General features: G+C 37.2%; 19 protein-coding genes. 13 read left to right on the plus strand and 6 right to left on the minus strand.

Annotated features, from left to right (window positions below):
* The first annotated feature begins 81 nt into the window (after positions 1-81).
* A complete protein-coding gene (locus tag GGR21_RS05155) occupies positions 82-1,026 on the plus strand; it encodes a cation diffusion facilitator family transporter (RefSeq protein WP_183306119.1) in 945 nt (314 codons plus the stop codon).
* Between the two features lie 10 nt (positions 1,027-1,036).
* On the opposite strand, the gene GGR21_RS05160 is transcribed toward GGR21_RS05155, so the two are convergent.
* Positions 1,037-3,001, minus strand: coding sequence for a DUF3857 domain-containing protein (locus GGR21_RS05160; RefSeq protein ID WP_183306120.1), 1,965 nt, complete (start codon positions 2,999-3,001; stop codon positions 1,037-1,039).
* A complete protein-coding gene (locus tag GGR21_RS05165) occupies positions 2,998-4,824 on the minus strand; it encodes a DUF3857 domain-containing protein (protein ID WP_183306121.1) in 1,827 nt (608 codons plus the stop codon). Before GGR21_RS05165 ends, GGR21_RS05160 begins: the two co-directional genes overlap by 4 nt.
* 174 nt (positions 4,825-4,998) lie before the next feature.
* Between GGR21_RS05165 and purH the strand changes: the two genes are divergently transcribed.
* From purH to rodA, 6 genes are read left to right on the plus strand one after another with little or no spacing between them, the layout of a single operon-like run.
* A complete protein-coding gene (purH, locus tag GGR21_RS05170) occupies positions 4,999-6,522 on the plus strand; it encodes a bifunctional phosphoribosylaminoimidazolecarboxamide formyltransferase/IMP cyclohydrolase (protein WP_183306122.1) in 1,524 nt (507 codons plus the stop codon).
* Between the two features lie 37 nt (positions 6,523-6,559).
* Positions 6,560-7,585: a rod shape-determining protein gene (locus tag GGR21_RS05175; RefSeq protein WP_183306123.1), complete on the plus strand. Its 1,026-nt coding sequence runs from the start codon at positions 6,560-6,562 to the stop codon at positions 7,583-7,585.
* A gap of 53 nt (positions 7,586-7,638) precedes the next feature.
* On the plus strand, positions 7,639-8,496 hold the full coding sequence (gene mreC, locus GGR21_RS05180; RefSeq protein ID WP_183306124.1) for a rod shape-determining protein MreC: 858 nt from the start codon (positions 7,639-7,641) through the stop codon (positions 8,494-8,496).
* Positions 8,483-9,010, plus strand: a complete 528-nt coding sequence (mreD, locus tag GGR21_RS05185) for a rod shape-determining protein MreD (protein ID WP_183306125.1) — start codon at positions 8,483-8,485, stop codon at positions 9,008-9,010. Before mreC ends, mreD begins: the two co-directional genes overlap by 14 nt.
* A complete protein-coding gene (gene mrdA, locus GGR21_RS05190; protein ID WP_183306126.1) occupies positions 8,992-10,965 on the plus strand; it encodes a penicillin-binding protein 2 in 1,974 nt (657 codons plus the stop codon). The genes mreD and mrdA overlap by 19 nt, the downstream gene beginning before the upstream one ends.
* 6 nt (positions 10,966-10,971) lie before the next feature.
* Complete coding sequence (rodA, locus tag GGR21_RS05195) at positions 10,972-12,423, plus strand: rod shape-determining protein RodA (RefSeq protein ID WP_183306127.1); 1,452 nt, start codon at positions 10,972-10,974, stop codon at positions 12,421-12,423.
* Here rodA and GGR21_RS05200 read toward each other — a convergent pair whose 3' ends face one another.
* From GGR21_RS05200 to GGR21_RS05210, 3 genes are read right to left on the minus strand one after another with little or no spacing between them, the layout of a single operon-like run.
* Positions 12,424-13,437, minus strand: a complete 1,014-nt coding sequence (locus GGR21_RS05200; protein WP_183306128.1) for an ABC transporter ATP-binding protein — start codon at positions 13,435-13,437, stop codon at positions 12,424-12,426. It lies immediately after the preceding gene.
* A 1-nt stretch (position 13,438) separates the two neighbouring features.
* Entirely contained in the window at positions 13,439-14,470 is a 1,032-nt protein-coding gene (locus GGR21_RS05205) for an iron ABC transporter permease (RefSeq protein ID WP_183306129.1), read from the minus strand.
* A 50-nt stretch (positions 14,471-14,520) separates the two neighbouring features.
* Entirely contained in the window at positions 14,521-16,155 is a 1,635-nt protein-coding gene (locus tag GGR21_RS05210) for a C69 family dipeptidase (RefSeq protein WP_183306130.1), read from the minus strand.
* A 570-nt stretch (positions 16,156-16,725) separates the two neighbouring features.
* Here GGR21_RS05210 and GGR21_RS05215 point away from each other — a divergent pair.
* The gene (locus GGR21_RS05215; RefSeq protein WP_183306131.1) at positions 16,726-17,226 is read left to right on the plus strand and encodes a helix-turn-helix domain-containing protein; all 501 of its coding nucleotides are present in this window, start codon (positions 16,726-16,728) and stop codon (positions 17,224-17,226) included.
* Between the two features lie 55 nt (positions 17,227-17,281).
* On the opposite strand, the gene GGR21_RS05220 is transcribed toward GGR21_RS05215, so the two are convergent.
* The gene (locus GGR21_RS05220) at positions 17,282-18,658 is read right to left on the minus strand and encodes a tryptophanase (protein WP_183306132.1); all 1,377 of its coding nucleotides are present in this window, start codon (positions 18,656-18,658) and stop codon (positions 17,282-17,284) included.
* A gap of 619 nt (positions 18,659-19,277) precedes the next feature.
* Between GGR21_RS05220 and GGR21_RS05225 the strand changes: the two genes are divergently transcribed.
* The 5 genes from GGR21_RS05225 (at position 19,278) to GGR21_RS05245 (ending at position 24,574) form a co-directional block, all read left to right on the plus strand.
* On the plus strand, positions 19,278-20,060 hold the full coding sequence (locus GGR21_RS05225) for a dihydroorotate dehydrogenase electron transfer subunit (protein ID WP_183306133.1): 783 nt from the start codon (positions 19,278-19,280) through the stop codon (positions 20,058-20,060).
* Complete coding sequence (locus tag GGR21_RS05230; protein WP_183306134.1) at positions 20,048-20,959, plus strand: dihydroorotate dehydrogenase; 912 nt, start codon at positions 20,048-20,050, stop codon at positions 20,957-20,959. Before GGR21_RS05225 ends, GGR21_RS05230 begins: the two co-directional genes overlap by 13 nt.
* Positions 20,960-20,971: 12 nt before the next feature.
* On the plus strand, positions 20,972-21,592 hold the full coding sequence (locus GGR21_RS05235) for a hypothetical protein (protein WP_183306135.1): 621 nt from the start codon (positions 20,972-20,974) through the stop codon (positions 21,590-21,592).
* Positions 21,593-21,709: 117 nt separating this feature from the next.
* Entirely contained in the window at positions 21,710-22,864 is a 1,155-nt protein-coding gene (locus tag GGR21_RS05240; RefSeq protein WP_183306136.1) for a BamA/TamA family outer membrane protein, read from the plus strand.
* A 12-nt stretch (positions 22,865-22,876) separates the two neighbouring features.
* A complete protein-coding gene (locus tag GGR21_RS05245) occupies positions 22,877-24,574 on the plus strand; it encodes a phosphoethanolamine transferase (RefSeq protein ID WP_246347995.1) in 1,698 nt (565 codons plus the stop codon).
* Positions 24,575-24,591: the final 17 nt, after the last annotated feature.

The following is a 24,591-nucleotide window of genomic DNA, read 5'->3' on the forward strand; positions in this document are numbered from 1 at the left end:
CGAAAATATTTGAAAGCAAGGGAAAAAGAATTAACTTTACCCTTGCTTTTTTATTTTTAATAATTCTAAATAAGAATATTCATGGGACATAATCATAACCATGACGATCATACTCACAGTCATAACCATTCACATAGTGGCCACAGCCACACTCACAATGCTAATAAGAAAGCTTTAACTATCAGTTTCATTCTGATAACCAGCTTTATGTTTGTTGAATTTATAGGCGGATATCTTACTCATAGCCTTGCTCTTATATCTGATGCCGGGCATATGTTGAGTGATGCTGTTGCTTTGGGGTTAAGCCTGAGTGCCCTTATATTCGGAGCCCGGGCTGCAACTCATTCTAAGACTTATGGCTATAAACGTTTTGAAATTCTTGCGGCATTACTGAATGGTATAGTATTGGTCTTGTTGGCTATCTTTATTTTCAAGGAAGCTATAGATCGTTTATCCGATCCGCCACAGGTAATGGGAAAAGGGATGATGATCATCTCTGTTATCGGGCTTATCATTAATATTATCGTTGCTTATATATTGCATTCACAAGGTTCAACAGAAGACAATCTGAATGTACGAAGTGCATTCATGCACGTTATCGGGGATTTGTTAGGATCGGTAGGAGCTATTGTCGCTGCCATACTGATAATGCTGTTTGGATGGTATATCGCAGATTCAATAGCCAGTATGATTGTTTCAGTATTAGTATTGTATAGCGGATGGAATGTACTGAAGGAATCCGTAAATATATTGATGGAAGCAAAACCGTACGGTATAAATTTTGATGAAGTAATGAAACTCCTGAAATCTATAGATGGGGTAGAAGATATACACGACCTGCATATCTGGATGATAACTTCCGATTTTTCGGTAATGACCGCACATTTAAAGGTGAAAAAAGACATGGACAGGGATGCTATCCTCGAAAAAGCAAAGTCTGTAATCGAAACTAAATTCGGAATCAGGCATGTAACTATCCAGATAGAGGGTAGGGAGGTTTGCCCTCACGAAGAAATTTGCAATTAACCTGTAATGCTTATTCTTTGACCAATACTACCAGTTCTTCCATTTTTTTTATTATTTCAGCAAAAGACATTTTCAGCTCATTGTAATCGCTGGCACTATATATATTCTTTTTATATGAATATCCGGCGGTTATTACTATCTGGTTATTCTCATTTTGGATTAAGTAATCCATTCTTATTACGGAATTATCAATAGTTTGCACTTGTGGCATATATTCTATTTTGTAGCCCTGAGGTATTTCTATTTTTGATTTATAATTACTTCTTCTCACATACATCATATCTACAAAAAGCCGCCGCTCAGTTTGTTTAAATGGATTATCGCTTATAGACAGGTTTGCGAATGGATGTATAAATAATTTATCCGGAGTACTCTCCAAGTTAGTAGTGTAGGAAAAAGAAAAATGAAAAGGTCTGTTCAGTTTATCTTTATCTGCTGTAACATCAATATCTCCTATGACATCGATATTATGATTCTTTTTTAAATAATTAACAAGATTCTCTTTTTTTCCGAGATAAGCAGTACGGTAATAATAGGCGTCGTAACCCTGACCTATGAATCTGCTGTTAGCTTCTATTTTATTTCCTTCCGGTACTATTTTGAGCGATATTTCTTTCTGATCGAAAGAAATACTTCTTTGTATAAGCTCAGCCCATTCTTCACTTTTAGGTTTTACGACCAATCCTTCTACATTTATACAACGAATAGGTAAATCGCTGAAATACAACAAAGGTTCGGTTGCATCTATAAAATAAGGCCGTCCATCTATTGTAACCTGAGTTACAACGTAATTAAGAAATTTACTGAAAGGATAACTCTTTCTTATTATGCCATTCTTTCTTGTACTGAGGGCTACCGGATGCGCATCTATGCCAGCACTTTTGAGCAGGCCTGTCAGAAATAAATTTAGATTTCCGACATTTCCTTTTTTCTGCTTAAGAAAATCTGATAGCTTAATCTCTGCATATTTTCCATACATGCCATTCCAGTTATAGTTAGACTTAACATATTCTGTTATTGCTTGCACTTGTTCCAAAGGGGTCTTGTTTTCAAGGTTTAATGATGGTAATATTTTTTTGCCTTCTTTTTCTGCATTTTTGACATATTTTCCGAAGTCATCATTCTTCAGGTATTCATCGCATATTTCAGGCCAGGTACTCATATATTCTTTATTTCCTCCTCCGGGATAATGAATTTTTGATAACTGGAAGTTTAAACTGGCTATATAATCTTCTTCCGAGGTAATAAACTCTTCATCTTTAAAAGCAGGTAGGTCTTTCATTCCGAACGTATATTCCATTTCCTTATATAGCAGATTGCCAAAGCGGATATCCTGCAATAAAGCTTTGCTGTCAAATTCATCGAACTTATCGGTACCCTTTGCGATATATACATATTCATAATATGGGATCGCTTTATACTTGAGCTTGCTGTATACAACCGGAATTTTTCTTTGAAAATCCCACTGCCGCATATGTACAAAGTATGGTGTAGTCAGAATATAGCTGATTTCTATGACCGACCCTTCTCTTACATTTGGCAATGCTATTTTTTTCACTCTTACATTATTTGTAGCCTTTTCTTCATATATATTTTTATTATCCAGAACTGTTTTTATTAATTGTCCGTTTTCTGCGTTATAGGTAGTCGCTTCTATCTCATGTATTTCTTCCCAATCGTTACCTTCTATATAGTAAGGAATCTCGATATTTGCATATTCGATGCCGGCTGGTTTCAGTATTTTTATTTTGGTTTTTCTTTTCATATATAGTATGAAACCCCGCCTGTCATCTCCCTGAAAAAAATATTCTCCCATGTCGTAAACGACCAGAGCTTCGGCATCAGCATCTTTACTATATTCAGTCATAGTCATTTCATAATTCGTAACCTTACCATATTCCATGGAAAAGTTTTCCTGGGCATAAGTGGTTATAAATATTGACAAAAACAGGAAGAGAACTAAAGTCTTTTTCATAGTGTTTCTATATAATAGTTTTTATTTTCATTGTTGTAGACAAGGGTCATAAACCTGTAAAATTCATTATATTGCTCTTTGGAATACCTTCCTGAAAATATAAGAATCGATTTGCATATAATCAGTTTATTACCATCTTGAGTGAATGTCTGGGAATATTCTCCAAATTTAGATTTGAGAAGCATATCATCAGGTAGCTTCGTTATATTTTTATCTGTAATTCCATAAACAATAGTGTCCTTATAATATTCAGGATAATCTATTTGAACATCGTTTATTCTTTTTTCGGGCAATTCGTATGACGGGAGGATGATGGGAAAGGGATTCAGTACCAAGTTGTTGCCGTATTCTTTATAAAGATTATGCATTTTGCATTTTACTTCCATCTTTATATATGCGCTATCGCGGTTTTCTTTCTGGAATTTAAAGTCGAGTAAGTCGTAGGAGCCTGATAATATATTCTTCCTGATGTGTTTATCTACAATGTTTTTGGTTACATCTGATGATAGAAAATTAGAAAATTCATAATTCTCACCTCTTTCGGTTGCTATCATGCCCATCTCCAGTGTGTTCAGATTGACATTGAGATTGCGGGTACATAACACATCCTCAGGCTTGAGGGATGGAATGCTTATTAACTGACTATTATTTTCATCGATAAGTAGTGCTTTACGCCCTTGTATCTCTGTGTGTATATAGCCAAAAGGTGTATTTTGGGATGTACATTCCAGATATACGGTGTCTTTTTCGAAGGGAATGGTCAAAATTACATGGTTGAAAGCGTTCGTGGCGAAATTGTTTTCTATGTCGAATACATTTTCATCGGAATATATAAGCGTGTAATGAGATTTTATGCCTATATATTTGAGCATAGATTGCATATAATTGGTTAGGGCCTTGCAGTCTCCATACTTATTGTCACATACGTAGCTTGCCGGATATGTTTGTAAGCCGCCAATTTTAATACTTACATTTATATATCGTGTATGGTCCTGCAAATACTTATATAAGACTTTTGCCTTTTCTTTATCATTATCTATTCCCGATAATAAGTTCTCGATCTTGTTTTGTTCCGATACAGTCAGTTGGTCTCTTCCTTCGTTTAGTTTATGTATCCAGTTCCCAAAACCAGTCCAACTGTTGGTATTTCCTTTTATACCATATTTAAAATCAACCGGAAGTATTTCAATTTTGGGTGCTTTAGATGTGTTTGGTGATATTTTTATTTCGTTTATTCCTTCCGGTTTATAGCTATAGGTCCAATGGTATGTTTTTGTATTAGCAATCGTATTAATCTCGGGTTCTGTCACATTTTTCTGCTTATATTTTATCTGCATATCAGAAGGAGTTTCTACAATTAATTTAGCAGATCTGATTGGGTTTCTTCTACCTGTGCAGTCCATATCTGCTATGTGGATATATGCAGGAAATACATATTTGTATGAATAAACCATTCTGTAAGGATATGAATTATGTTTCAGACTGAATGATTTTATAAACTTATCTTCATATAATGAGTAGTTTTTTATATAACTATTATCCATTATCTCATTTTTCTTTAATTTTCGGATAATATTTCCATTCATATCCTCAATCCACACATCACCTATTGATAGCTTGTCCCCTTTGGAGTACACAAGTCCTATTTCAGCATCATTATCTCCCATTCGTTCATTGATTTGGAGTGTAATTGAGTCTGTCCTTTCTAATTTGTCGCCTTTGATTTTAAATACAGATATATGCTCTATAATTTCACTTCTGGGAGTTTGTCCAAAGCAAGGAAATGAAATAAGTAATGAAACAATAAGAACGAAGAATTTCATAGACAACAGGCTTAAGATTATATTTGAATTATGTAAAAATATGTAAAAAAAATAGCAAATCAAACTTATTTTTTACATTATGATTTATTCATTAAAAATTATACTAAAAACGGGCTGTAATCACAATAGTTTTTATAACTTTGTTTCCCTGAAATAAGGATATTAACACATCATATGTCTTACGAAAAAAAAATTAAAACAGCGTTAGTTTCAGTTTATCATAAAGATGGACTGGATGAAATTTTAACAGAGTTGAATAAATTAGGAGTTCGTTTTATTTCCACAGGTGGTACAAGAACTTTTATAGAATCGTTGGGCTTCCCATGCGATGCTGTGGAAGATACTACCGGTTACCCTTCTATTCTGGGAGGACGGGTTAAAACACTCCATCCCAAAATATTCGGTGGAATTCTTTGCCGTCGTGACTTTCCCGAGGATTTGAAGCAAATTAAAGCATACGATATACACGAAATTGATCTTGTAATAGTTGACTTATATCCGTTCGAAGAAACTGTAGCTTCTGGTGCAGACGAAGCTGATATAATTGAAAAAATAGATATAGGTGGTATTTCCCTTATACGCGCAGCCGCCAAGAATTTTAAGGATGTGGTTATTGTCGCATCCAAACAGCAATATCAGCCTTTGAAAAAATTACTTGAAGAAAAAGAAGGAATATCAGATATAGAAGATCGTAAATTCTTTGCTAAGGAGGCTTTTGCCGTATCTTCTTCATACGACTCATCTATATTTAACTATATGGATAATAATGAAGGTACTGCTTTCCGTTATGCGGAAGACAATGCTATGCATCTTCGCTATGGGGAAAATCCTCATCAAAAAGGCACATTTTATGGAGACTTCAACGCGATATTCGACCAGTTGCACGGCCGTGAGATCTCATACAATAATTTGCTGGATATAGAATCGGCTGTAAGCCTTATCAGTGAATTTGACGAGACAACTGTTGCTGTCCTGAAACATAATAATGCCTGTGGTATAGCCTCACGCCCGTCAGTAGCCGAAGCTTGGAAGGATGCATTGGCCGGAGATCCGGTGTCTGCATATGGTGGTATTATTGTAAGTAATAAGAAAATAGATAAAGCTGCGGCTGAAGAAATAAATACGATATTTTTTGAAATAATTATTGCCCCTGAATATGATCAGGAAGCTTTGGATATATTCAAACAGAAGAAAAACCGTATAATTCTTGTACAAAAACAGTCTTTGGCAGGAGAAAAACAATTCCGTTCCCTGTTAAATGGTGTTTTGGTACAGGATAAGGATCTAAGTATACAAGCATCAGAAGATCTGAAGCTGGTAACAAACCGTCCACTGGAAGGTACAGAGGTTGAAGATCTCCTTTTTGCCAATAAACTGGTAAAACATACTAAGTCGAATGCAATTATTCTGGTGAAGAATAAACAACTTTGTGCTGGTGGTACAGGGCAGACTTCACGTGTAGATGCATTAAAACAAGCTATAGAGAAGGCTAATTCTTTCGGGTTTGACCTGAAAGGTTCTGTGATGGCATCCGATGCTTTTTTTCCGTTTCCCGACTGTGTGGAAATTGCCGGAAATGCAGGGGTTACAGCAGTCGTACAGCCTGGTGGATCTATCAATGATAAATTATCTGTTGAGTATTGTAACGAGCACAATATATCGATGCTGATGACTGGTATCCGTCATTTTAAACATTAATAATTGATTGTAAATAAGTAATATATAAGTACAGAATATGGGATTATTCTCTTTTACTCAGGAAATAGCAATTGACCTCGGAACGGCCAATACTATCATAATACATAATGGAAGAATAGTTGTAGATCAGCCTTCAGTGGTAGCATTGGAGCGCAGATCGGGTAAGGTAATAGCAGTGGGGGAGCAGGCTCGCCAGATGCATGGGAAAACGCATGACGATATACGCACCATCCGTCCGCTAAAAGACGGGGTGATTGCAGATTTTACCGCAGCAGAGCAGATGATTCGTGGGCTCATTAAGATGTTCAATAATAAGAGCCGTTTGTTTTCACCATCTCTTCGTATTGTAATATGTATCCCTTCGGGAAGCACAGAGGTTGAAACCCGTGCTATTCGCGATTCAGCGGAACATGCGGGAGGACGTGACGTATTTATGATATACGAACCAATGGCAGCAGCTCTTGGTATTGGAATCGATGTGGAAGCACCCGAGGGAAATATGATTGTAGATATAGGTGGAGGAACAACAGAGATCGCTGTAATATCGCTGGGCGGTATTGTTTCTAATAAATCTATTAAAATTGCAGGGGACGATCTTACCGAGGATATTCAGGAATATATGGGACGCCAACACAATATTAAAGTGGGAGAACGTACCGCTGAAAATATAAAGATCGCTGTTGGTGCAGCTCTGACTGAACTACCGGACGAAGATATCCCGGAAGACTTTATTGTTCACGGGCCAAACAGAATGACTTCATTGCCAATGGACATCCCTGTGTCATATCAGGAAATGGCTCATTGTCTCGATAAATCCATATCTAAAATGGACTCAGCTATACTTAGTGCTTTGGAGCAAACTCCACCAGAACTGTATGCTGACATTGTACGTAACGGCATATACCTGACAGGTGGCGGAGCTTTGCTTAGAGGACTCAGTAAACGCTTCACTGATAGAATAGGAATACAATTTCATGTAGCTGAAGATCCACTTCACGCTGTAGCAAAAGGAACGGGTATCGCTCTTAAAAACATTGAGAAATTTAATTTCTTAATGAGATAAATATCCGGATAGATATAATAATTTACTAATTAAATCAGAGACAAAGGCAGATTATGCGTAACCTGATCAACTTTTTAATTAAAAATAGTTCATGGTTTGTATTCATATTTCTTGAAGTAGTCTGTTTTTATCTTATTTTTAGTAGCAATTCGTACCAAAAAAGCGTATTCCTTAGTTACTCTACAGAAATAACCGGACGCGTTTATTCTGTATCGGGCAGTATTTTATCTTATTTCGGTTTAAAGCAGGAGAATCAGGATCTTTTGCAGAGAAATGGGGAGTTAAGTACCCGGATATCAGAATTGGAAGATTATATCTTTACCCTCGAAGCTGATTCCCTAAAAACAGAAGCTTTTTTACGTGATTCTCTTGGAAGGCGTATCGAGCCTGATTTTATTGTTGCCCGTGTTGAGAAAAATAGTATCTCAATGATAGAGAACTATATAATTATCAATAAAGGAATAAAAGACGGAGTAAAAAGCGATATGGGAGTACTCTCACAACAAGGAATTGTTGGTGTTGTAAGAAATGCCAGTTCGAATTATGCTATTATCCAACCAATATTGAATCCGCATAGCCGGTTTAGTTGTAAAATACAAGGCTCTAATGCAGATGGCATTTTAGTATGGGAGGGAGGAGATTCCCGATTTGCACGGCTAACTCAGTATCCTAAATATGAGAAGATCGAGAAAGGTGACACGATAGTGACAAGCGGGTTCTCTGATTTTTTTCCGGAAGGGATAATGGTAGGTACAGTTGAGGATTATAAGAGTGAAACAGATGATAATTTTTATAGTCTAAGTGTAAAACTGTCAACAGATTTTGGTGCATTAAAGAATGTATTTATAGTAAATAATACAAATGAAGAAATAAAGGAATTGGAGAGGAAAGTCAAAAATGTTAAAAAGTAATATATTCAAATATATCACGCTGTTTATTGTACTTGCATTATTGCAGGTATTAGTTCTTAACAAGATTTCTTTTCTTGGTTACGCTGTTCCTTTCGTATACATTTATTTTATTCTGAAATTGCCTGTCGGATGTGATAGAAACCTGTCTACATCTCTGGGATTTCTTTTGGGCTTTTCTATTGATGTATTTTGTAATACGCCAGGAATAAATGCTGCTGCGACAACTTTGATAGGTTTTGTCTGTCGTCGGGTACAGGGGCTATTTTTCATGGTAGATGATTATAATAATCAGACTCCGGGCTTATCCCTTTTAGGAGGAGCTTTTATGAAGTATGCTATTTTCATTACTTTGATACATCATATTGTTTTAGTTTCGATAGAATCATTCTCTTACTTTAATATCAAGCTTATATTATTGAGAATATTCTTATCTGCCATACTCACTATTGTATTAATTTTTGCATTCGAAGGATTCTCTTATAAAAAGAAAAATTCATGGCAAAAAACATCATAGATCTCACAAAACGTAAATATATTCTGGGAGGAATAGCATGCGCTATTGTTCTTATATACATCGGACAGTTATTTTATTTGCAGATAATTAAAAGCGAATATAAGGCATCTGCGGATAATAATGCATTCTTTAACAGAACTTTATATCCTGCCAGAGGAATAATTTCGGATCGTAATGATCGCCTTCTTGTATACAATCAACCAACATTCGATCTGGTATATATCCCGAGAGAAGTTCAACCATTCGATACACTTGATCTCTGTAAGATATTAAATATCAGCAAGGAACAATTTGATAAACGTTTGGTGGATATAAAAGACCGTAGGTTGAATCCCGGATATTCTACTTATACACAACAGACCTTTATGACACAACTGACCTCACAGGAAAGTGGTCTGTTGCAGGAAAAATTATATAAGTTTCCCGGATTTTTTATACAAAAAAGGGCATTGAGGCAATATACACATACTAATGCCGGCTTACTTCTAGGATATGTAGCAGAAGTCAATAAAGCCCAGATGGAGAGTGATCCTGAAAATTATTATGTGCGTGGTGATTATGGAGGAAAATCGGGAATAGAGCTCTCTTACGAAAATTATTTACGGGGAGAGAAAGGTGTTGAAATATTGCTGCGTGATGCACATGGCAGAATACAAGGCCGATATGAAGATGGGAAGCACGATGTTGCTCCTGTTTCAGGTAAAAACCTTACTTTGTCTATTGATATAGAATTGCAGGCATATGGCGAATACCTGTTGCAGAATAAAGTGGGCAGTGTTGTTATGATAGAACCGTCTACAGGCGAAGTATTATGTTTGGTTACATCACCCACATATGATCCTGCATTGTTGCTGGGCCGCGATTTTGGTAAAAATTATCTGGAACTGGAGAATAATCCGCTTACACCTCTGTATAACCGGGCAATACAAGGTATGTATCCACCCGGATCGACTTTTAAAACGACTCAGGGATTGATCTTTCTTGAAGAAGGGATTATAAATGAGAATACAATGTATTCATGTCATGGTGGATATCCACCTTTGGGAGGGCGCCCTAAGTGTCACCCACATGGGTCACCATTGCCCCTTATTCCTGCAATTGCGACATCCTGTAATTCTTATTTCTGTTACGGGCTATCGGCTATGTTGAGCAACCGTAAGAAATATACTAATGTGCAATCAGCTTTCGAAGTGTGGAAGAATCATATTGTGGGACAGGGATTTGGATATGCATTAGGTGTTGATATGCCATCAGAAAAGAGAGGGTTCATTCCTAACAGCGCATTTTATGACAGGGCTTATAAGAGTAATTGGACAGCATCTACGATTATTTCCATAGCCATAGGACAGGGTGAGGTAACCGCAACACCTTTGCAGGTAGCCAATCTGGCTGCAACAATTGCCAATAGAGGTTATTTTATAACACCCCATGTTGTGAAGGAAGTACAAGATGTTCCACTTGATCAGAAATATGTAGATAAACGGGAAACAGGTATTAGACGGGAGCATTACGAGTCAATCGTGGAAGGTATGGCTAAAGCAGTTACAGGAGGAACATGCCGGGGCGCAAATCTATTACCAGATATAGAAGTATGCGGTAAGACGGGTACAGCTGAAAATCCACATGGACGTGACCACTCTATTTTTATGGGCTTTGCACCGAAAGATAATCCTAAGGTAGCGGTATTTGTTCTTGTTGAAAATGGTGGTTTTGGTGCAACGAACGCAGTGCCGATAGGACGTTTGATGCTTCAGAAGTATCTGAAAGGAGAAGTGCCGGCAAGCGATAAAGGATTAGAAGCGATGATAGCCAGCCGGGTTATCTTACCACAGTCATTCTTCAGTTGGAGCCGTAGTAATCTGAGAAATACGGAATTTCGGAAAATTACTCCGGCAGGATCGGAAGGAGAAGGAGAGAAAGTTATACAACCATTTAAACCAGAGGTAAATAACTAAATAAAAATGTACCAACGGGAAGATGAAAATATAAAAAAGAGTCTGGATTGGTTTACAATAGCTTTGTATCTCATCCTCATTGTGTGTGGATGGTTGAGTATATATGGAGCCAGTTACCAGTATGAACATGCCGGAAGTCTGTTCGATGGAAGGGCTGGTTCTCAGTTGATCTGGATGGGGACATCTATCATATTAGGTTTTATTATATTGAAACTGGATAGTAATATGTATGATATTCTTGCCTATTATATATATGCTTTTTTTATGCTGCTTTTACTGGTCACGGCAATCGTAGCTCCCGATATAAAAGGTTCCCGGTCGTGGCTTGTGATAACTGATACTATACGATTGCAACCTGCCGAATTTGCTAAATTTGCAGTAGCATTGGCATTGGCCCGGCTCTTGAATACATACAATTTTAAGCTATTACAACCTAAGAATTTACTACTGATAGCTCTTATTATAATCGTACCGATGGTTCTGATTCTTTTACAAAAAGAAACAGGATCGGCATTAGTTTATACGGCCTTTGTACTGATGTTATACAGAGAGGGGTTGCCGGGTATCGTGTTATTTCTGGGTATTGCGGCCATTGTATTTTTTGTTATTGGCCTGAAATATTCCGAAACGGATATGGGGATAATTCCTACAGGTGAATTTATAACAATTATTTTGGTGATAATAATAGCTGCCATCCTGTTATTAAGTTATCGTCAGGACAAGATCGCAGCCCGTAATATAGTACTGGGTGCTATTGGAATTTTTGGTATATCCTATCTTATTTCTTTATTAGGAATAGATGTTGATTTTGGAGTAACTGCTTTAATATCAGTTGGATCTCTGGTTGTATATCTTCTCTTTCTGGCTAAGAAGTATTGGTCGAAAGTGTATTTGCTGACAGCCGTTTTTGCCATAGGCAGTGTTTTATTTGTGGGATCGGTAGATTATCTGTTTAGCGATGTAATGCAACCGCATCAGCAGATGCGTATAAAAGTCACTCTCGGTATGGAAGATGACCTGATGGGTGCCGGATATAATGTTAATCAGTCTAAGATAGCGATAGGATCGGGAGGACTTTTAGGAAAAGGATATTTGAATGGGACACAGACCAAATTGAAATATGTACCGGAACAAGATACGGATTTTATTTTCTGTACAGTAGGCGAGGAGCAGGGTTTTGTCGGGTCGGTAGCCGTACTTTTTTTATTTTTGGCATTGATACTTAGGCTGATCTATCTTGCAGAAAGACAGAAAAGTATATTTGGTCGGGTATACGGATACTGTGTAGCATCGATCTTTCTGTTCCATGTTATCATCAATATTGGGATGGTCATTGGACTTACTCCTGTTATTGGTATTCCTTTACCATTTTTTAGTTACGGAGGTTCTTCACTCTGGGGATTTACTATTTTGTTGTTTATTTTTCTTCGTATCGATATGGCACGTAAACGGCGTTAGTTATATATAGTTTCTGAGCCAATTTGCCAGTTCTTCAAAAGTATTTAATTTAGTTTTTTCCCCGTTGATATCTATAATAATATTATCGGGAGAGGAGATGTATATAGAAAACAGAGGTATATCATTATCAATAGCTAAAGCATAACCGTGTTTTTCAATAAGATTCTTCGTCCAGTGTAAAAGAAGGTTATTTGTCTCAATATGAACCTTTCTGTTACTTTTCCTGTTAGGCAAGAAATTACCTGAATACCTGTCGAATACAACATTCTCTCCTTTGAAAAAATTATCCATTATCCCTGATAAAATAATATCTTCGGTGATGCCGCTGACTAAACCTTTTTCTTTCGAAAGTAGCCACAGGCGGTCAGCAAGGAGTAAAGCTAAATCGATATCGTGAGTAGATAGCAGAATTGTTTTATTCTGATTTATAGCAAGTTCATGTAATAAGTTCATTATTTCTATCCGGCTTTCAATATCCAGAAAAGCCGTTGGTTCATCTAGTAAAATAATGGGACATTCTTGTGCTAAAGCTTTAGCTATCATTGCTTTTTGCCGTTCACCATCAGAAAGTTCTGCTACATAAGAACTGGCTTTGTGAATAATCCCGACATCTGTCATCGCTTTTTCAACAACATCTTTATCTTCCTTATTTATTTGTCCGAAGAAACCTGTGTAAGGATATCTTCCCAATTCGACTAACTCTTTGACTAACAGCCCTCCGGTAGCCGTTTTATCTGTAAGTACCAAACCCAGTAATCTGGAAAGAGATTTTTCAGAATATAAGGTTATGTCTTTATTCTGAATGAAAATATTTCCGTTAAGTGTTGGTTGTGAGTTACTTATGGATCGGAGTAGGGTAGACTTGCCTGCTCCGTTAGCCCCTATCAAACAGACTAATTCACCTTGATACAAATTAAAAGAAAGACCTTTGTATAAAGCCGTTTCGTCTCTGTGTTTTGTTTTACCATAACCGATTCCGATATTCACAGCAGATATAATAATGTGTTTCTCCATCTCAATTAAAATATTGTATTTTTTTCTGATTCAGAATCACATAAATAATTACCGGCGCGCCAAAAATAGGAGTGATAGCATTAAGAGGAAGAACACCCGATGCACCCGGCAGTACACTTATCAGGTTGCATAAAAGAGCCGTAGCCGATCCTATGAGGATAGTAACAGGTAGTAAAGATTTGTGATTGGATGTTCTCAATAACAGACGGGCAATATGAGGTACAGCTAATCCTATAAAAGCAATTGGTCCGCAGAAAGCACAGGTAATAGCAGTAATAAGCCCTGCGCACAATAGCAATAAAAACCGGATAAGTTTTATACTCACTCCCAGATTTGCAGCGTATCTTTCTCCTAAAAGAAGAGCATTGAGCGGTTTGATCAACAAAATTGATAACAAAAGTCCGATTCCTACTATAATACAATAAAATGGTAGCTGCTCCATAGAAACTCCCGAAAAGTTTCCCATTCCCCAAAGCATAAAAGAATAAGCATTTTCATGAGTACTCCAGAATTGAAGGATGGAAATAACAGATGAAGTCAGATAGCCAACCATGATACCGATAATCAGCAGCATAACACTATTTCTGATTACAGATGCGAATCCCATAATAATAGCAAGAATAACTGATGCTCCAATAAAAGCCCCTATAACAATGCTCATGGAATACGAAAAGTCGAAGCTTGCTACCGATCCTATACTGTTTCCTATCAACAATACAACTAATGCGACCCCGAGATTTGCTCCGGCGCTTATCCCCAAAATCCCGGCATCGGCCAGAGGATTCCTGAAGGCAGTTTGAAGTAGAAGTCCCGAAACAGCTATAGCTCCTCCGGATACCAGAGCGGTTATTGCCTGAGGCAGGCGTGACTCCAGCACAATATATGACCATGCTTGTTTTTCAACTTCATTTCCCTGCAATATTTGGAGGATAGCTGATGCAGGTATCGATACAGAGCCCAGAAACAGCGTTAAAATAAACAGGATTATAATGCTTATTGAAAATAGTATGCTATATATAAGCCATTTAGGCATAGAAATGTATATTAATATAAACCCCTCGTTTGAGAGGGGTTTTGTGAAAATTAGTATAAAACTTTATATTTGTCGCCTGTTTCTTTTACTACACGGCGATAATGATCTTCCGGATATCCCACACGTTGCGGAGAAGATGGTTTGCCATGTTCGTTACGGATAAATTGTCCGTCTTTTTCTTTACGCACAATTCCGTCCATATATTTTATAAGAAGGAATTCTCCAAGTTTTTTCCATTTATCGAAAGCAAACTGTGCTTGCTCACCACTGTAGCGGGTTAAGTACTGTATCGCTTGTTCAGGAGATTTCTTATATAGCTCAACAGCTTCTTTTTCAATTCTGGCCTGATTCATAAAAAATCCATTTTCGAGTTCATTCTGTACTTTTACCAGATCGGCATGCATTGGTTCATATCTGTTGTATACCATGTTTGATACCCAGTTTTGAATCCAGAAGCTTGATGTCCACGAGAATGTATACAAGTCTCCGTTTCCTTCGCGGTAGCATTCAGGTATTTCGGTGATTGAACAATACATAGGTGTAAACACTGTTTGTGCAGCGTCATCTGTTCCAAACCAAATTACACCGCCTACAGGATTTGGCAACCACGAACGCATTTGTGTTGTGAATACAAAACCACTTTGCTGTGTTGCTATAGGGCGCTCGTTACAATATTTTACAGAATCGGATTCCCATGTGAGTGGAGCCCAGCGGTATGGCGATTTAAAAGGGCCTGCGCCCACGTCGTTTGTCCAGTCAAGTTCTGTTCCTTCATAGTGATCTCTCATCATTGCCTGAAGATCAGCTAATGATAATTTTTTGTTAGCCTTAATATAAAGAGGCATCGGTTCTTGTGTTTTACCCTGTGCATAAGTCACGTATTTAGCCATATCTTTATTATAGCGATTAAAGAACGCCCACACACGAGCTTCACAAAAACGCTGTCCGCCAAAGTCTAGTGGGTTATAGGCCTTAGCGAAACTAAAGTCTTCATCTTTACCACTAAAATATCCTTTTTCCCTGGCAAAAGAAATAACATCTTTAGCGTAAATACAGTTATCAGGATCATTCAGCGGGAATTGCTGTATTCTCGCCTGGTTGGCATGAGCAGAAACACAGTCATCAGGAATGCGTACAGCTACCCAAACAGCGCCCTTATTGCCTTTACCCTTGCCACTCATTTCCAATACCCATATTTCATTCGGATCACCAATCGAGAATGATTCACCTCCACTATAATAGCCATATTCAGCTACAAGATCAGTCATTATTTTTATCGCTTCACGTGCTGTTTTTGCCCGTTGTAATGTGATATATATCAGGCTGCCATAATCCATTATTCCATCAGGATCGGCTAATTCTTCACGGCCGCCAAATGTAGTTTCGGCAATGGTAAGCTGGTGCTCGTTCATATTACCAACCACATTGTATGTCTGGTTTACTTGGGCTATTTCGCCCATATATCTTCCAGAATCCCATTCATAAACTTTCAGCATCACACCATTGGGATATTTTCTGGCAGGCCAGTGATACAATTCTCCGAATAGTGCGTAAGAATCTGCAGAATATGTGATCATAGTAGACCCGTCTACAGAAGCTTTTTTGCCAACTAATAAATTTGTGCACGCAAATACGTGAATCTCGCAGAGTAAACAAAATAAGGTAAACAGAAATAGTTTTCTCATATGATTTGAATTTTTGTTATGAATGTAAAGATAATTGATTATTTGTAAAATAGGAACTTTCAGCCTTACAGATGTATTTGTTTAATTATTCAGAATACAAATGTATACTATATGATGATCTACATTTGTATTATCAATTATTATATTATCTACAAATATTAAATATTACAAAAATAAACTCCACGAGATATAGATACGTACAAATGTATTGTATACAATAGTACACAAATTATTCATTGTTAAATGTTGATGTTTTAGAATTATAAAATTCAAATAATCAGAATATTATAATTATTTTATAAAGGTTTACTTTTTGATTTTGCTTCAAAGAGAGGAAAATAACTCTTAGAGACCACCTGTAGGTGTATATATACGTAATTATAGTATTATATATTAATATATTATAACAATAATATAAAGCAGTACTTTTTATTGTATACAAATGTTCAGCTATATTTAATATACAAATGTTCGACGACTGGTTACTTTTGTTGTTTACAAATATAAATCGCATTAATTTTCATTTGTTGATTTAATAATATACATTTGTAGTATTATAATTTACATCACATGAAAGACCGGATTAAACAAATTATAGATCAGGAACATCTGTCACCATCTTCTTTTGCAGATAAACTGCAATTAGGAAGGGCTGTTGTATCACATATTCTGAATGGACGCAATAATCCAAGCCTGGATGTTGTAACCCGCATCCTCTCTAAGATGGATTATATAAACCCGGACTGGCTGATAACAGGGAGTGGCGATATGTATAAATCCGGATATAAGGATAGAAATGCTCCTACGCAACAAATTCCGGCAAATCCGACATCCTATAATTCACCTCAGTCCGATCTATTCTCCCAGAATGTAATATCTGCGGCCGATAATGTACAAAATACAGAATATCGCAAGGAAATTATAGTTGAGCAACCTCTAAAACAACCGGAAATTATTGAAAATAAAACGGTTATATATCAAAAAGTTCCAGAACGAAAAGTGTCTAAAATAATCATTTATTATACAGATAATACATTCGAGACTTTCAACGCAGATAATAAGCCGCTATAAAACGAAAATAGCCTTCATCTAGACAGATAAAGGCTATTTTCTAATATTACGCCTTCTAATCAATTCTTTTCATTTCTACCGTAAAGTGCCTTAACAATTCGGATTCCCAGATAATTTCCAAACCTTTTGTGATATTTTCACGGCGATCGTAGATATTCTTTAATGCAGCGGCGACTACATTCATATGATTATCCGTGTAAACTCTGCGGGGAATAGCTAAACGCAACAAGTCGAGTCCGTCAAATCGGTTCTTACGGGTTACAGGATCGCGGTCTGCTAAAAGATATCCTATTTCGCACCCCCGTATACCAGCCTCAAGATATAATTCTACAGTCAATGTCTGGGCTGGAAATTGTTCTTTAGGTACATGTGTCAATAATTTTGTCGCATCAACGAAAATAGCATGCCCTCCGGCCGGCCGTTGGTATGGAATTCCATATTCATCCAGTTTCTTTCCCAGATATTCCACCTGTTTGATACGGCTTTCGAGATTATCGAATTCGGTATTTTCATCCAGTCCGATAGCCAGTGCATTCATATCCCGTCCGTTCATTCCTCCGTATGTAAGGAATCCTTCATAGGCAATGCCCTTTACCTTTGCTGCATCATACCAGTCTTTGATATTTGTTGCAAAGAAACCGCCCATATTTACAATCGCATCCTTTTTTGCGCTCATGGTCATACCATCGGCATAAGAGAACATTTCGAGGCAGATTTCTTTGATTGTCTTATTATCAAAGCCCTTTTCACGGGTTTTGATAAAATAAGCGTTTTCGGCGAATCGTGCCGAGTCGAATAATACCTTTTTTCCGTACTTATTAGCCAATACACGGGCCTCCCATAGATTTTGCATAGACACGGGTTGTCCGCCGGAAGTATTATTTGTAATGGTTATTATAATGAATGGTATGCGATCGCTGTACTCTTGTAAAGCCTTCTCTAATTTTACTATATCTACATTCCCTTTGAATGGAATTTCAAGCTGGGTATCTTTAGCTTCGTCAATAGTACAGTCCAGCGCTATAGCTTTGCGGGACTCAATATGTCCTTTTGTAGTGTCGAAATGTGAATTGCCCGGCACAATATCTCCTTCTTTTACCATAACGGAAAAGAACACATTTTCGGCGGCTCTCCCCTGGTGAGTCGGCAGTACATAATCGAAGCCTGTTATTCTTGAAACAGCCTCTTTCATATTATAAAAAGAGGTTGCTCCGGCGTAACTTTCATCACCCAGCATCATGCCGGCCCACTGGCGGTCGCTCATGGCTCCGGTTCCCGAGTCGGTGATAAGATCGATATACACCTGATCGGCTCTCAGTTGAAACATATTGTATCTGGCTTCTGCAAGCCATAGTTCACGTTCTTCCCGTATGCTTTTACGGATGGGTTCCACCATCTTTATTTTCCACGATTCGGCAAATGGTAATTCCATAGTAATATGAATTATAAAGTTTTAGATTATAAAAAATTAGGAGGAGGCAATAATGTTTACCTCTAAAGAATAATAAAAAGAGAATATGCCGAAAAGTGGTCTCTATCCTTTATATTTAAGTATAGAGGGCTGAAAAATGTGTTTATGAAAGAAAAATTATCTTTATACATCGGTTATTATTGATAATCTTTGTCATAAAGATAGTAAATCTTTTTAGAAAATTAATTTATCGGATATTGAAAAAATTATCTATACATTATGTGCTAATAGGTTAATATGCCAATGATAAGGAGTTCTTTGAAAAAATGTTAAAGAGTTGACAAGTAAACAAGATATAAGTAGACGAGTTAAAAAACTTGTATTTCGTGTAAAAGAGTCAGTTTTGTCAGCTTTTTGTTAAATTCATTGAACTGAATAAATAGTGCAAAAGTGTAACTTTTGTAACTTTTTTGTTTGGAATCAATGAAGTTTACAACTGAAAAATCAATAATGAATAAAGATGAAATTCTTCATTGGCATATTGGCATATCTTCAAATTTTCAAATTGATTTCTGTCAGTTTTTTATTAACTTTGTACCCGAAAACTAGCTGAATAATATTCCTAAAAAAACGAAGGTAAATGAAAAAAATACTGGATTTAGTTGTTATAGAGAATAACAAACTGAACCAAAATTATTGCCTCATAAAACTTACCACTACCGACAAATCCTTACTCCCGGATATGTTTCCCGGACAATTTGTTGAAGTGAAGGTAGATAATTCTCCTTCTACTTATCTGCGCCGGCCTATATCGGTAAACTATGTAGACAAGATTAAAAATGAATTATGGCTGCTGATACAGGTAATTGGTGATGGTACACGTAAAATGTGCGAATGGGAGGCCGGAGAGATTGTAAATCTGCTGTTGCCATTGGGTAATACATTTACTATACCTGATTCAGATAATGGGCATGAGCTACTTCTTATAGGCGGTGGTGTGGGAACTGCTCCTATGTTATTTTTGGGTGCATGTCTCAAAGAAAAAGGGTTTAAACCTAAATTTCTGCTAGGTGCCAGATCGAAGAATGATTTACTTCAGCTAGATGATTTTGCCCGGTATGGTGAAGTTTTCTGCACTACAGAAGATGGTAGTTTTGGCGAAAAAGGATATGTTACCGATCATTCGGTGTTAAATAATATACGTTTTTCACAGATTTACACATGTGGACCTAAGCCTATGATGGTAGCTGTAGCAAGGTATGCCGACACGAATAAAATTAATTGTGAAGTATCGCTCGAAAACCTTATGGCATGCGGGTTTGGTGTATGCTTGTGTTGCGTAGAGAAGACCCGCGAAGGGAATGTGTGTGTATGTATAGATGGTCCCGTATTTAATATAGAAAAGTTGACATGGATAAGTTAGCAGTAAACATAGGTAATTTACATTTGAAGAACCCTGTGATGACCGCATCGGGTACTTTTGGCTATGGAAAGGAGTATTCTGACTATATTGACCTTTCGCGAATTGGTGGTATATTTGTCAAGGGAACTACTATTCGTGATCGTCAGGGAAATGACTATCCGCGCATGGCAGAGACCCCTATGGGTATGTTAAACGCTGTGGGACTGCAGAATAAGGGTGTGGACTACTTTGTATCAAACATATATCCTGAGATAAAAGATATAGATACGCACATAATCGTGAATGTATCGGGTTCCACAATCGAAGATTATGTGGAATGCACCGAAAAATTGGTAGGACTAGACAAAATTCCGGCTATAGAACTAAATATTTCCTGCCCTAATGTAAAAGAGGGTGGAATGGCATTTGGTGTATGTGCCGATTCGGCAGCAGAAGTTACTAAAGCTGTGCGAAAGGTATGGGATAAGACCTTAATAGTGAAACTTTCACCCAACGTAACCGATATAACCGAGATTGCCCGTGCGGCAGAAGCTGAAGGGGCAGATGCAGTATCTTTGATCAATACACTGTTGGGAATGGCTATTGATATTAATCGAAAGCGTCCGGTGCTTTCTACTGTAACAGGGGGACTCTCGGGGCCATGCGTAAAACCTGTTGCTCTCAGAATGGTGTGGCAGACTTACAATAGCGTTAAAATACCGGTTATAGGTATGGGTGGTATATCCTGTTGGCAGGATGCTATAGAATTTATCCTTGCCGGATCGTCAGCTATTCAGATTGGGACACATAATTTTGTAGACCCTGCTATATCTGTAAAGGTTGTGGATGGTATAGCCGAATACCTTGACAGAAATAACCTGAAATCGGTAACGGAATTGGTCGGTGCGCTGAATATATGATTTGCAGGTATAATGGCAATTATTGACTATTTTAGATTAAATAGACCAACCTTACTATTTGCTTATAAATGGATAGGTCTTATATTTACAATAATTGCTGTAATTATAATAGTCGGTGGTATTATTACAGATGGTTTCATAGCAGAATCTATATGGGGTGCAATAGCCTTGTGCTTTCTTGCTATTTTATACGGGAATCTGCTCGGATTGCTAATTATGCTGATAATATTCTTTTCCGGTTTTATTCAAAACAGAAGATTATTATGCCTCTTTTCTGTGAAGAATAAAGTTTTCAGGGACATCTTTAATTTAGGTACTCTATGCCTTGATGTTAATTCTAATACCAAATTAGCCACTATCATTGAAATTGTAGGAGAATTTAATAATGTTGCTTTTAAGGTTGTACGGATTGACAAGGAAGTAAAGTTAGTCTTGCCATTTACTTTTACAAAAGCAATTACCCCAGAGAAAGAGCAGAAGTTATCAACTCTTGGGATTGGTATATGGGGTATTGGACTGTACAAAAAAATGAGTATGAAAGAGTGGAAGGACATTTCGTCCGAAGATGTATATGGCATTTTAGAATTAATGATAAAAGAAAGTTATAGTATTGAAAATGAACAAAATGTTTAAATTAACTTTATTAGTTAAATAATTCTTTTTGTTAAAAAATGGCAAACTATCTAAAAAAGAAAGTGATTCTTTATAAAACATTTCACAAAAACATTACAATACTGTTAATTTTGTTTCATGCATCAGGTGAAACTTACATTACTATCTATCTTTATTGTATTCAGTACTTTACTGAGTGCCCAGACAGATTCTACAGCAGTAGCCGATACGCTTAATGCTGGGAAGAAAGGATTTTTCAAACGTTTTATAGAATATTTCGAGAAATCGAATAAAGTAGATCCTGCTAAGAAATTTGATTTTTCTATAATAGGAGGACCTCATTATTCCAGTGACACAAAGCTGGGATTAGGAATGGTAGCTTCGGGATTATACAGGATAGACCGGACGGACCTGGAGATGTCCCCTTCCAATGTTTCCCTGTATGGGGATATTACCACATCTGGAGCCTATGTGATCGGGATAAGTGGGAATACCCTATTCCCTGAAATGAAATACAGGATAGATGCCGATATGTACTTTGCATATCGTCCCAGCCGTTACTGGGGAGTAGGCTATGATGCAGGGCGACAGGATTATTATTCGGAGTACGATAATCAGATAATAGAGCTGAAGTTTGACTTTCTGAAAAAGATGGCCAATAATACCTATCTTGGGATTACGACCAATGTGAAGAATATCAGGGGAAAGCATTTTGATGATATAAGTCTCCTCGGAACAGAAAGAGAGAGTACAACAGCAGTCGGTGCCGGATTAATACTATCCTACGATTCCAGGGATTTTATCCCCAATCCATACAAGGGTATATATGCCAGCGTAGAACATATTTTTTATCCTAAGTTTATTGGAAGCACTTATACTTTCAACAAGACAGAGGTCATATTCAGGTATTACCAGCAGGTATGGAAAGGAGGAGTTATTGCTTTCGATGCACAGGGCCTTTTCAATTATGGGGATGTGACGTGGAATATGATGGCGCAGGCCGGTAATTCACGGCAAATGAGGGGATATTACGCCGGGCGTTACAGGGATAAGAATATGATACAATCGCAGATAGAGTTGAGACAACATATCTACGGACGTAGTGGTGCTGCCGTTTGGGTTGGCGCTGGAAATATTTTTTCTAAATTTTCTGAATTTGAATGGGGGCATACACTGCCTACTTATGGTATCGGCTATCGCTGGGAATTTAAAAAAAGGGTAAATGTCCGTCTCGATTATGGGTTTGGTAAAGGAGAATCTTCCTTCTACTTCAGTATTAACGAGGCTTTTTAGAATATAAGGATAATGGAAGTCAAGAAACATCTGGATGAATTTTTAGAAAATCCGGTCAAAATGTTTATATTCTTTGTTATAGTCAATCTGTTACCTAGTCTGGGATTGATTTTTACAGAGCCGTATAATTTATGGGGGAAAGTCATTTTGATACTGTTTCCAACAGGACTTTTCTTTTTCATTTTCACAATAATGAAGAATGTAGGCCTGATGCAGTTGATACTGATCCCTATACTTATAATTCATGCTTTTCAGATTGTAGTCTTTTATCTTTTCGGAGAAGGTGTTATTGCAGTAGATATGTTTCTGAATGTAGTAACAACCAACGTCACTGAAGCCAGCGAAGTTTTGAATAGTATACTCGCCTCGGTGGTATTTGTTATTATAGTGTATGTGCCAACAATAGTTGTAGCTGCCATTGCGAACAAAAGGAAAGTATACCTTACAGGTAAATTCAGGCTAAGGATCATGATTGCCGGAGTCGTTATAATGTTGGGGGCATACCTGCTCACATTTGCAGCGAATAATACCAATACAAATAGCTTTACCATGCATGAAGATGTATATCCGGTAGATGTTACGTATAATCTCGGCCTTGCCCGTCAGAAATGGAAAAGGAGCAGTCACTATCACGAAACATCAAGGAATTTTACATTCAATGCTCATAAAAAGGATTCTGTCGGGCAGCGGGAAATCTATCTATTGGTAATCGGTGAAACAGGCCGGGCAGAAAACTGGAGCTTATACGGATACGAAAGAGAAACAACACCGTATTTGGAAAAAGATAGCAATCTTGTTATTTTTCAGGACGCCGTTACCCAGTCGAACACAACGCACAAAAGTGTTTCGATTATGTTGACTGCGGCTTCGGCCGAGAATTATGATATTATTTATAAGCAAAAAAGTATCATTAAGGCATTTAAGGAAGTAGGATTTTCTACGGTTTTCCTTTCCAACCAGTCTGCAAACCGCACATTTACTGATTTCTTTGCTAAGGAAGCTGATTTTACTGAATATTTCAGATTTTTCGGCCAGACTACCAATAATTATGATGAAGTGCTTTTGCCCCGGTTGAAGCATTATATAGACTCTGTACAGGGTAATATGTTTATCATTCTCCATACATATGGCTCACACTTTAATTATAAAGAGCGCTATCCGAAAGATTTTTCGGTATATACGCCTGATAATGTGACGGAAATAAGCCGGTCTAATAAATCTATTCTCATCAATGCCTACGATAATACAATACGGTACACCGATAATTTCTTACATAATGTGATACAACTCATGGAGAGGACAGATGCCTGCTCCTCCATGTTTTATACGTCCGATCATGGAGAAGATATACTGGATGACAATCGTCAGCGCTTTTTGCATGCATCGCCCAATCCGACATTTTATCAGCTTAGGGTACCTATGTTATTATGGTTCTCGTCGAGCTATAAGCAAAATTATCCTGTAATTGTGGAAAATGCCACCAAAAACAATATGAAACCGGTTGCTACTAATGTGGTTTTCCATACACTACTCGATATGGCTCATATAGATACAGAGTATCTCAATAAGGAGAGATCGCTTGTAAATCCGGAACTGAAAGTAACAACAAGGATGTACCTGACCGACCATGACAAGCCTATTCCGTTTTATAATGCGGGGTTGAAGAAGCAAGACAGGGCTATGATTGAAAAAAGAAATATGAGTCATTAACGAAAAACAAGAATCAG

It is taken from the genome of Dysgonomonas hofstadii (genome assembly GCF_014196915.1).
Taxonomy (GTDB): Bacteria; Bacteroidota; Bacteroidia; order Bacteroidales; family Dysgonomonadaceae; genus Dysgonomonas; species Dysgonomonas hofstadii.

What these genes read in the sequence shown, in the direction of transcription:
- GGR21_RS05155 (WP_183306119.1), top strand. Translation starts at nt 82, where the DNA reads ATGGGACATAATCATAACCATGACGATCATACTCACAGTCATAACCAT.
- GGR21_RS05160 (WP_183306120.1), bottom strand. Translation starts at nt 3,001, where the DNA reads ATGAAAAAGACTTTAGTTCTCTTCCTGTTTTTGTCAATATTTATAACC.
- GGR21_RS05165 (WP_183306121.1), bottom strand. Translation starts at nt 4,824, where the DNA reads ATGAAATTCTTCGTTCTTATTGTTTCATTACTTATTTCATTTCCTTGC.
- purH (WP_183306122.1), top strand. Translation starts at nt 4,999, where the DNA reads ATGTCTTACGAAAAAAAAATTAAAACAGCGTTAGTTTCAGTTTATCAT.
- GGR21_RS05175 (WP_183306123.1), top strand. Translation starts at nt 6,560, where the DNA reads ATGGGATTATTCTCTTTTACTCAGGAAATAGCAATTGACCTCGGAACG.
- mreC (WP_183306124.1), top strand. Translation starts at nt 7,639, where the DNA reads ATGCGTAACCTGATCAACTTTTTAATTAAAAATAGTTCATGGTTTGTA.
- mreD (WP_183306125.1), top strand. Translation starts at nt 8,483, where the DNA reads ATGTTAAAAAGTAATATATTCAAATATATCACGCTGTTTATTGTACTT.
- mrdA (WP_183306126.1), top strand. Translation starts at nt 8,992, where the DNA reads ATGGCAAAAAACATCATAGATCTCACAAAACGTAAATATATTCTGGGA.
- rodA (WP_183306127.1), top strand. Translation starts at nt 10,972, where the DNA reads ATGTACCAACGGGAAGATGAAAATATAAAAAAGAGTCTGGATTGGTTT.
- GGR21_RS05200 (WP_183306128.1), bottom strand. Translation starts at nt 13,437, where the DNA reads ATGGAGAAACACATTATTATATCTGCTGTGAATATCGGAATCGGTTAT.
- GGR21_RS05205 (WP_183306129.1), bottom strand. Translation starts at nt 14,470, where the DNA reads ATGCCTAAATGGCTTATATATAGCATACTATTTTCAATAAGCATTATA.
- GGR21_RS05210 (WP_183306130.1), bottom strand. Translation starts at nt 16,155, where the DNA reads ATGAGAAAACTATTTCTGTTTACCTTATTTTGTTTACTCTGCGAGATT.
- GGR21_RS05215 (WP_183306131.1), top strand. Translation starts at nt 16,726, where the DNA reads ATGAAAGACCGGATTAAACAAATTATAGATCAGGAACATCTGTCACCA.
- GGR21_RS05220 (WP_183306132.1), bottom strand. Translation starts at nt 18,658, where the DNA reads ATGGAATTACCATTTGCCGAATCGTGGAAAATAAAGATGGTGGAACCC.
- GGR21_RS05225 (WP_183306133.1), top strand. Translation starts at nt 19,278, where the DNA reads ATGAAAAAAATACTGGATTTAGTTGTTATAGAGAATAACAAACTGAAC.
- GGR21_RS05230 (WP_183306134.1), top strand. Translation starts at nt 20,048, where the DNA reads ATGGATAAGTTAGCAGTAAACATAGGTAATTTACATTTGAAGAACCCT.
- GGR21_RS05235 (WP_183306135.1), top strand. Translation starts at nt 20,972, where the DNA reads ATGGCAATTATTGACTATTTTAGATTAAATAGACCAACCTTACTATTT.
- GGR21_RS05240 (WP_183306136.1), top strand. Translation starts at nt 21,710, where the DNA reads ATGCATCAGGTGAAACTTACATTACTATCTATCTTTATTGTATTCAGT.
- GGR21_RS05245 (WP_246347995.1), top strand. Translation starts at nt 22,877, where the DNA reads ATGGAAGTCAAGAAACATCTGGATGAATTTTTAGAAAATCCGGTCAAA.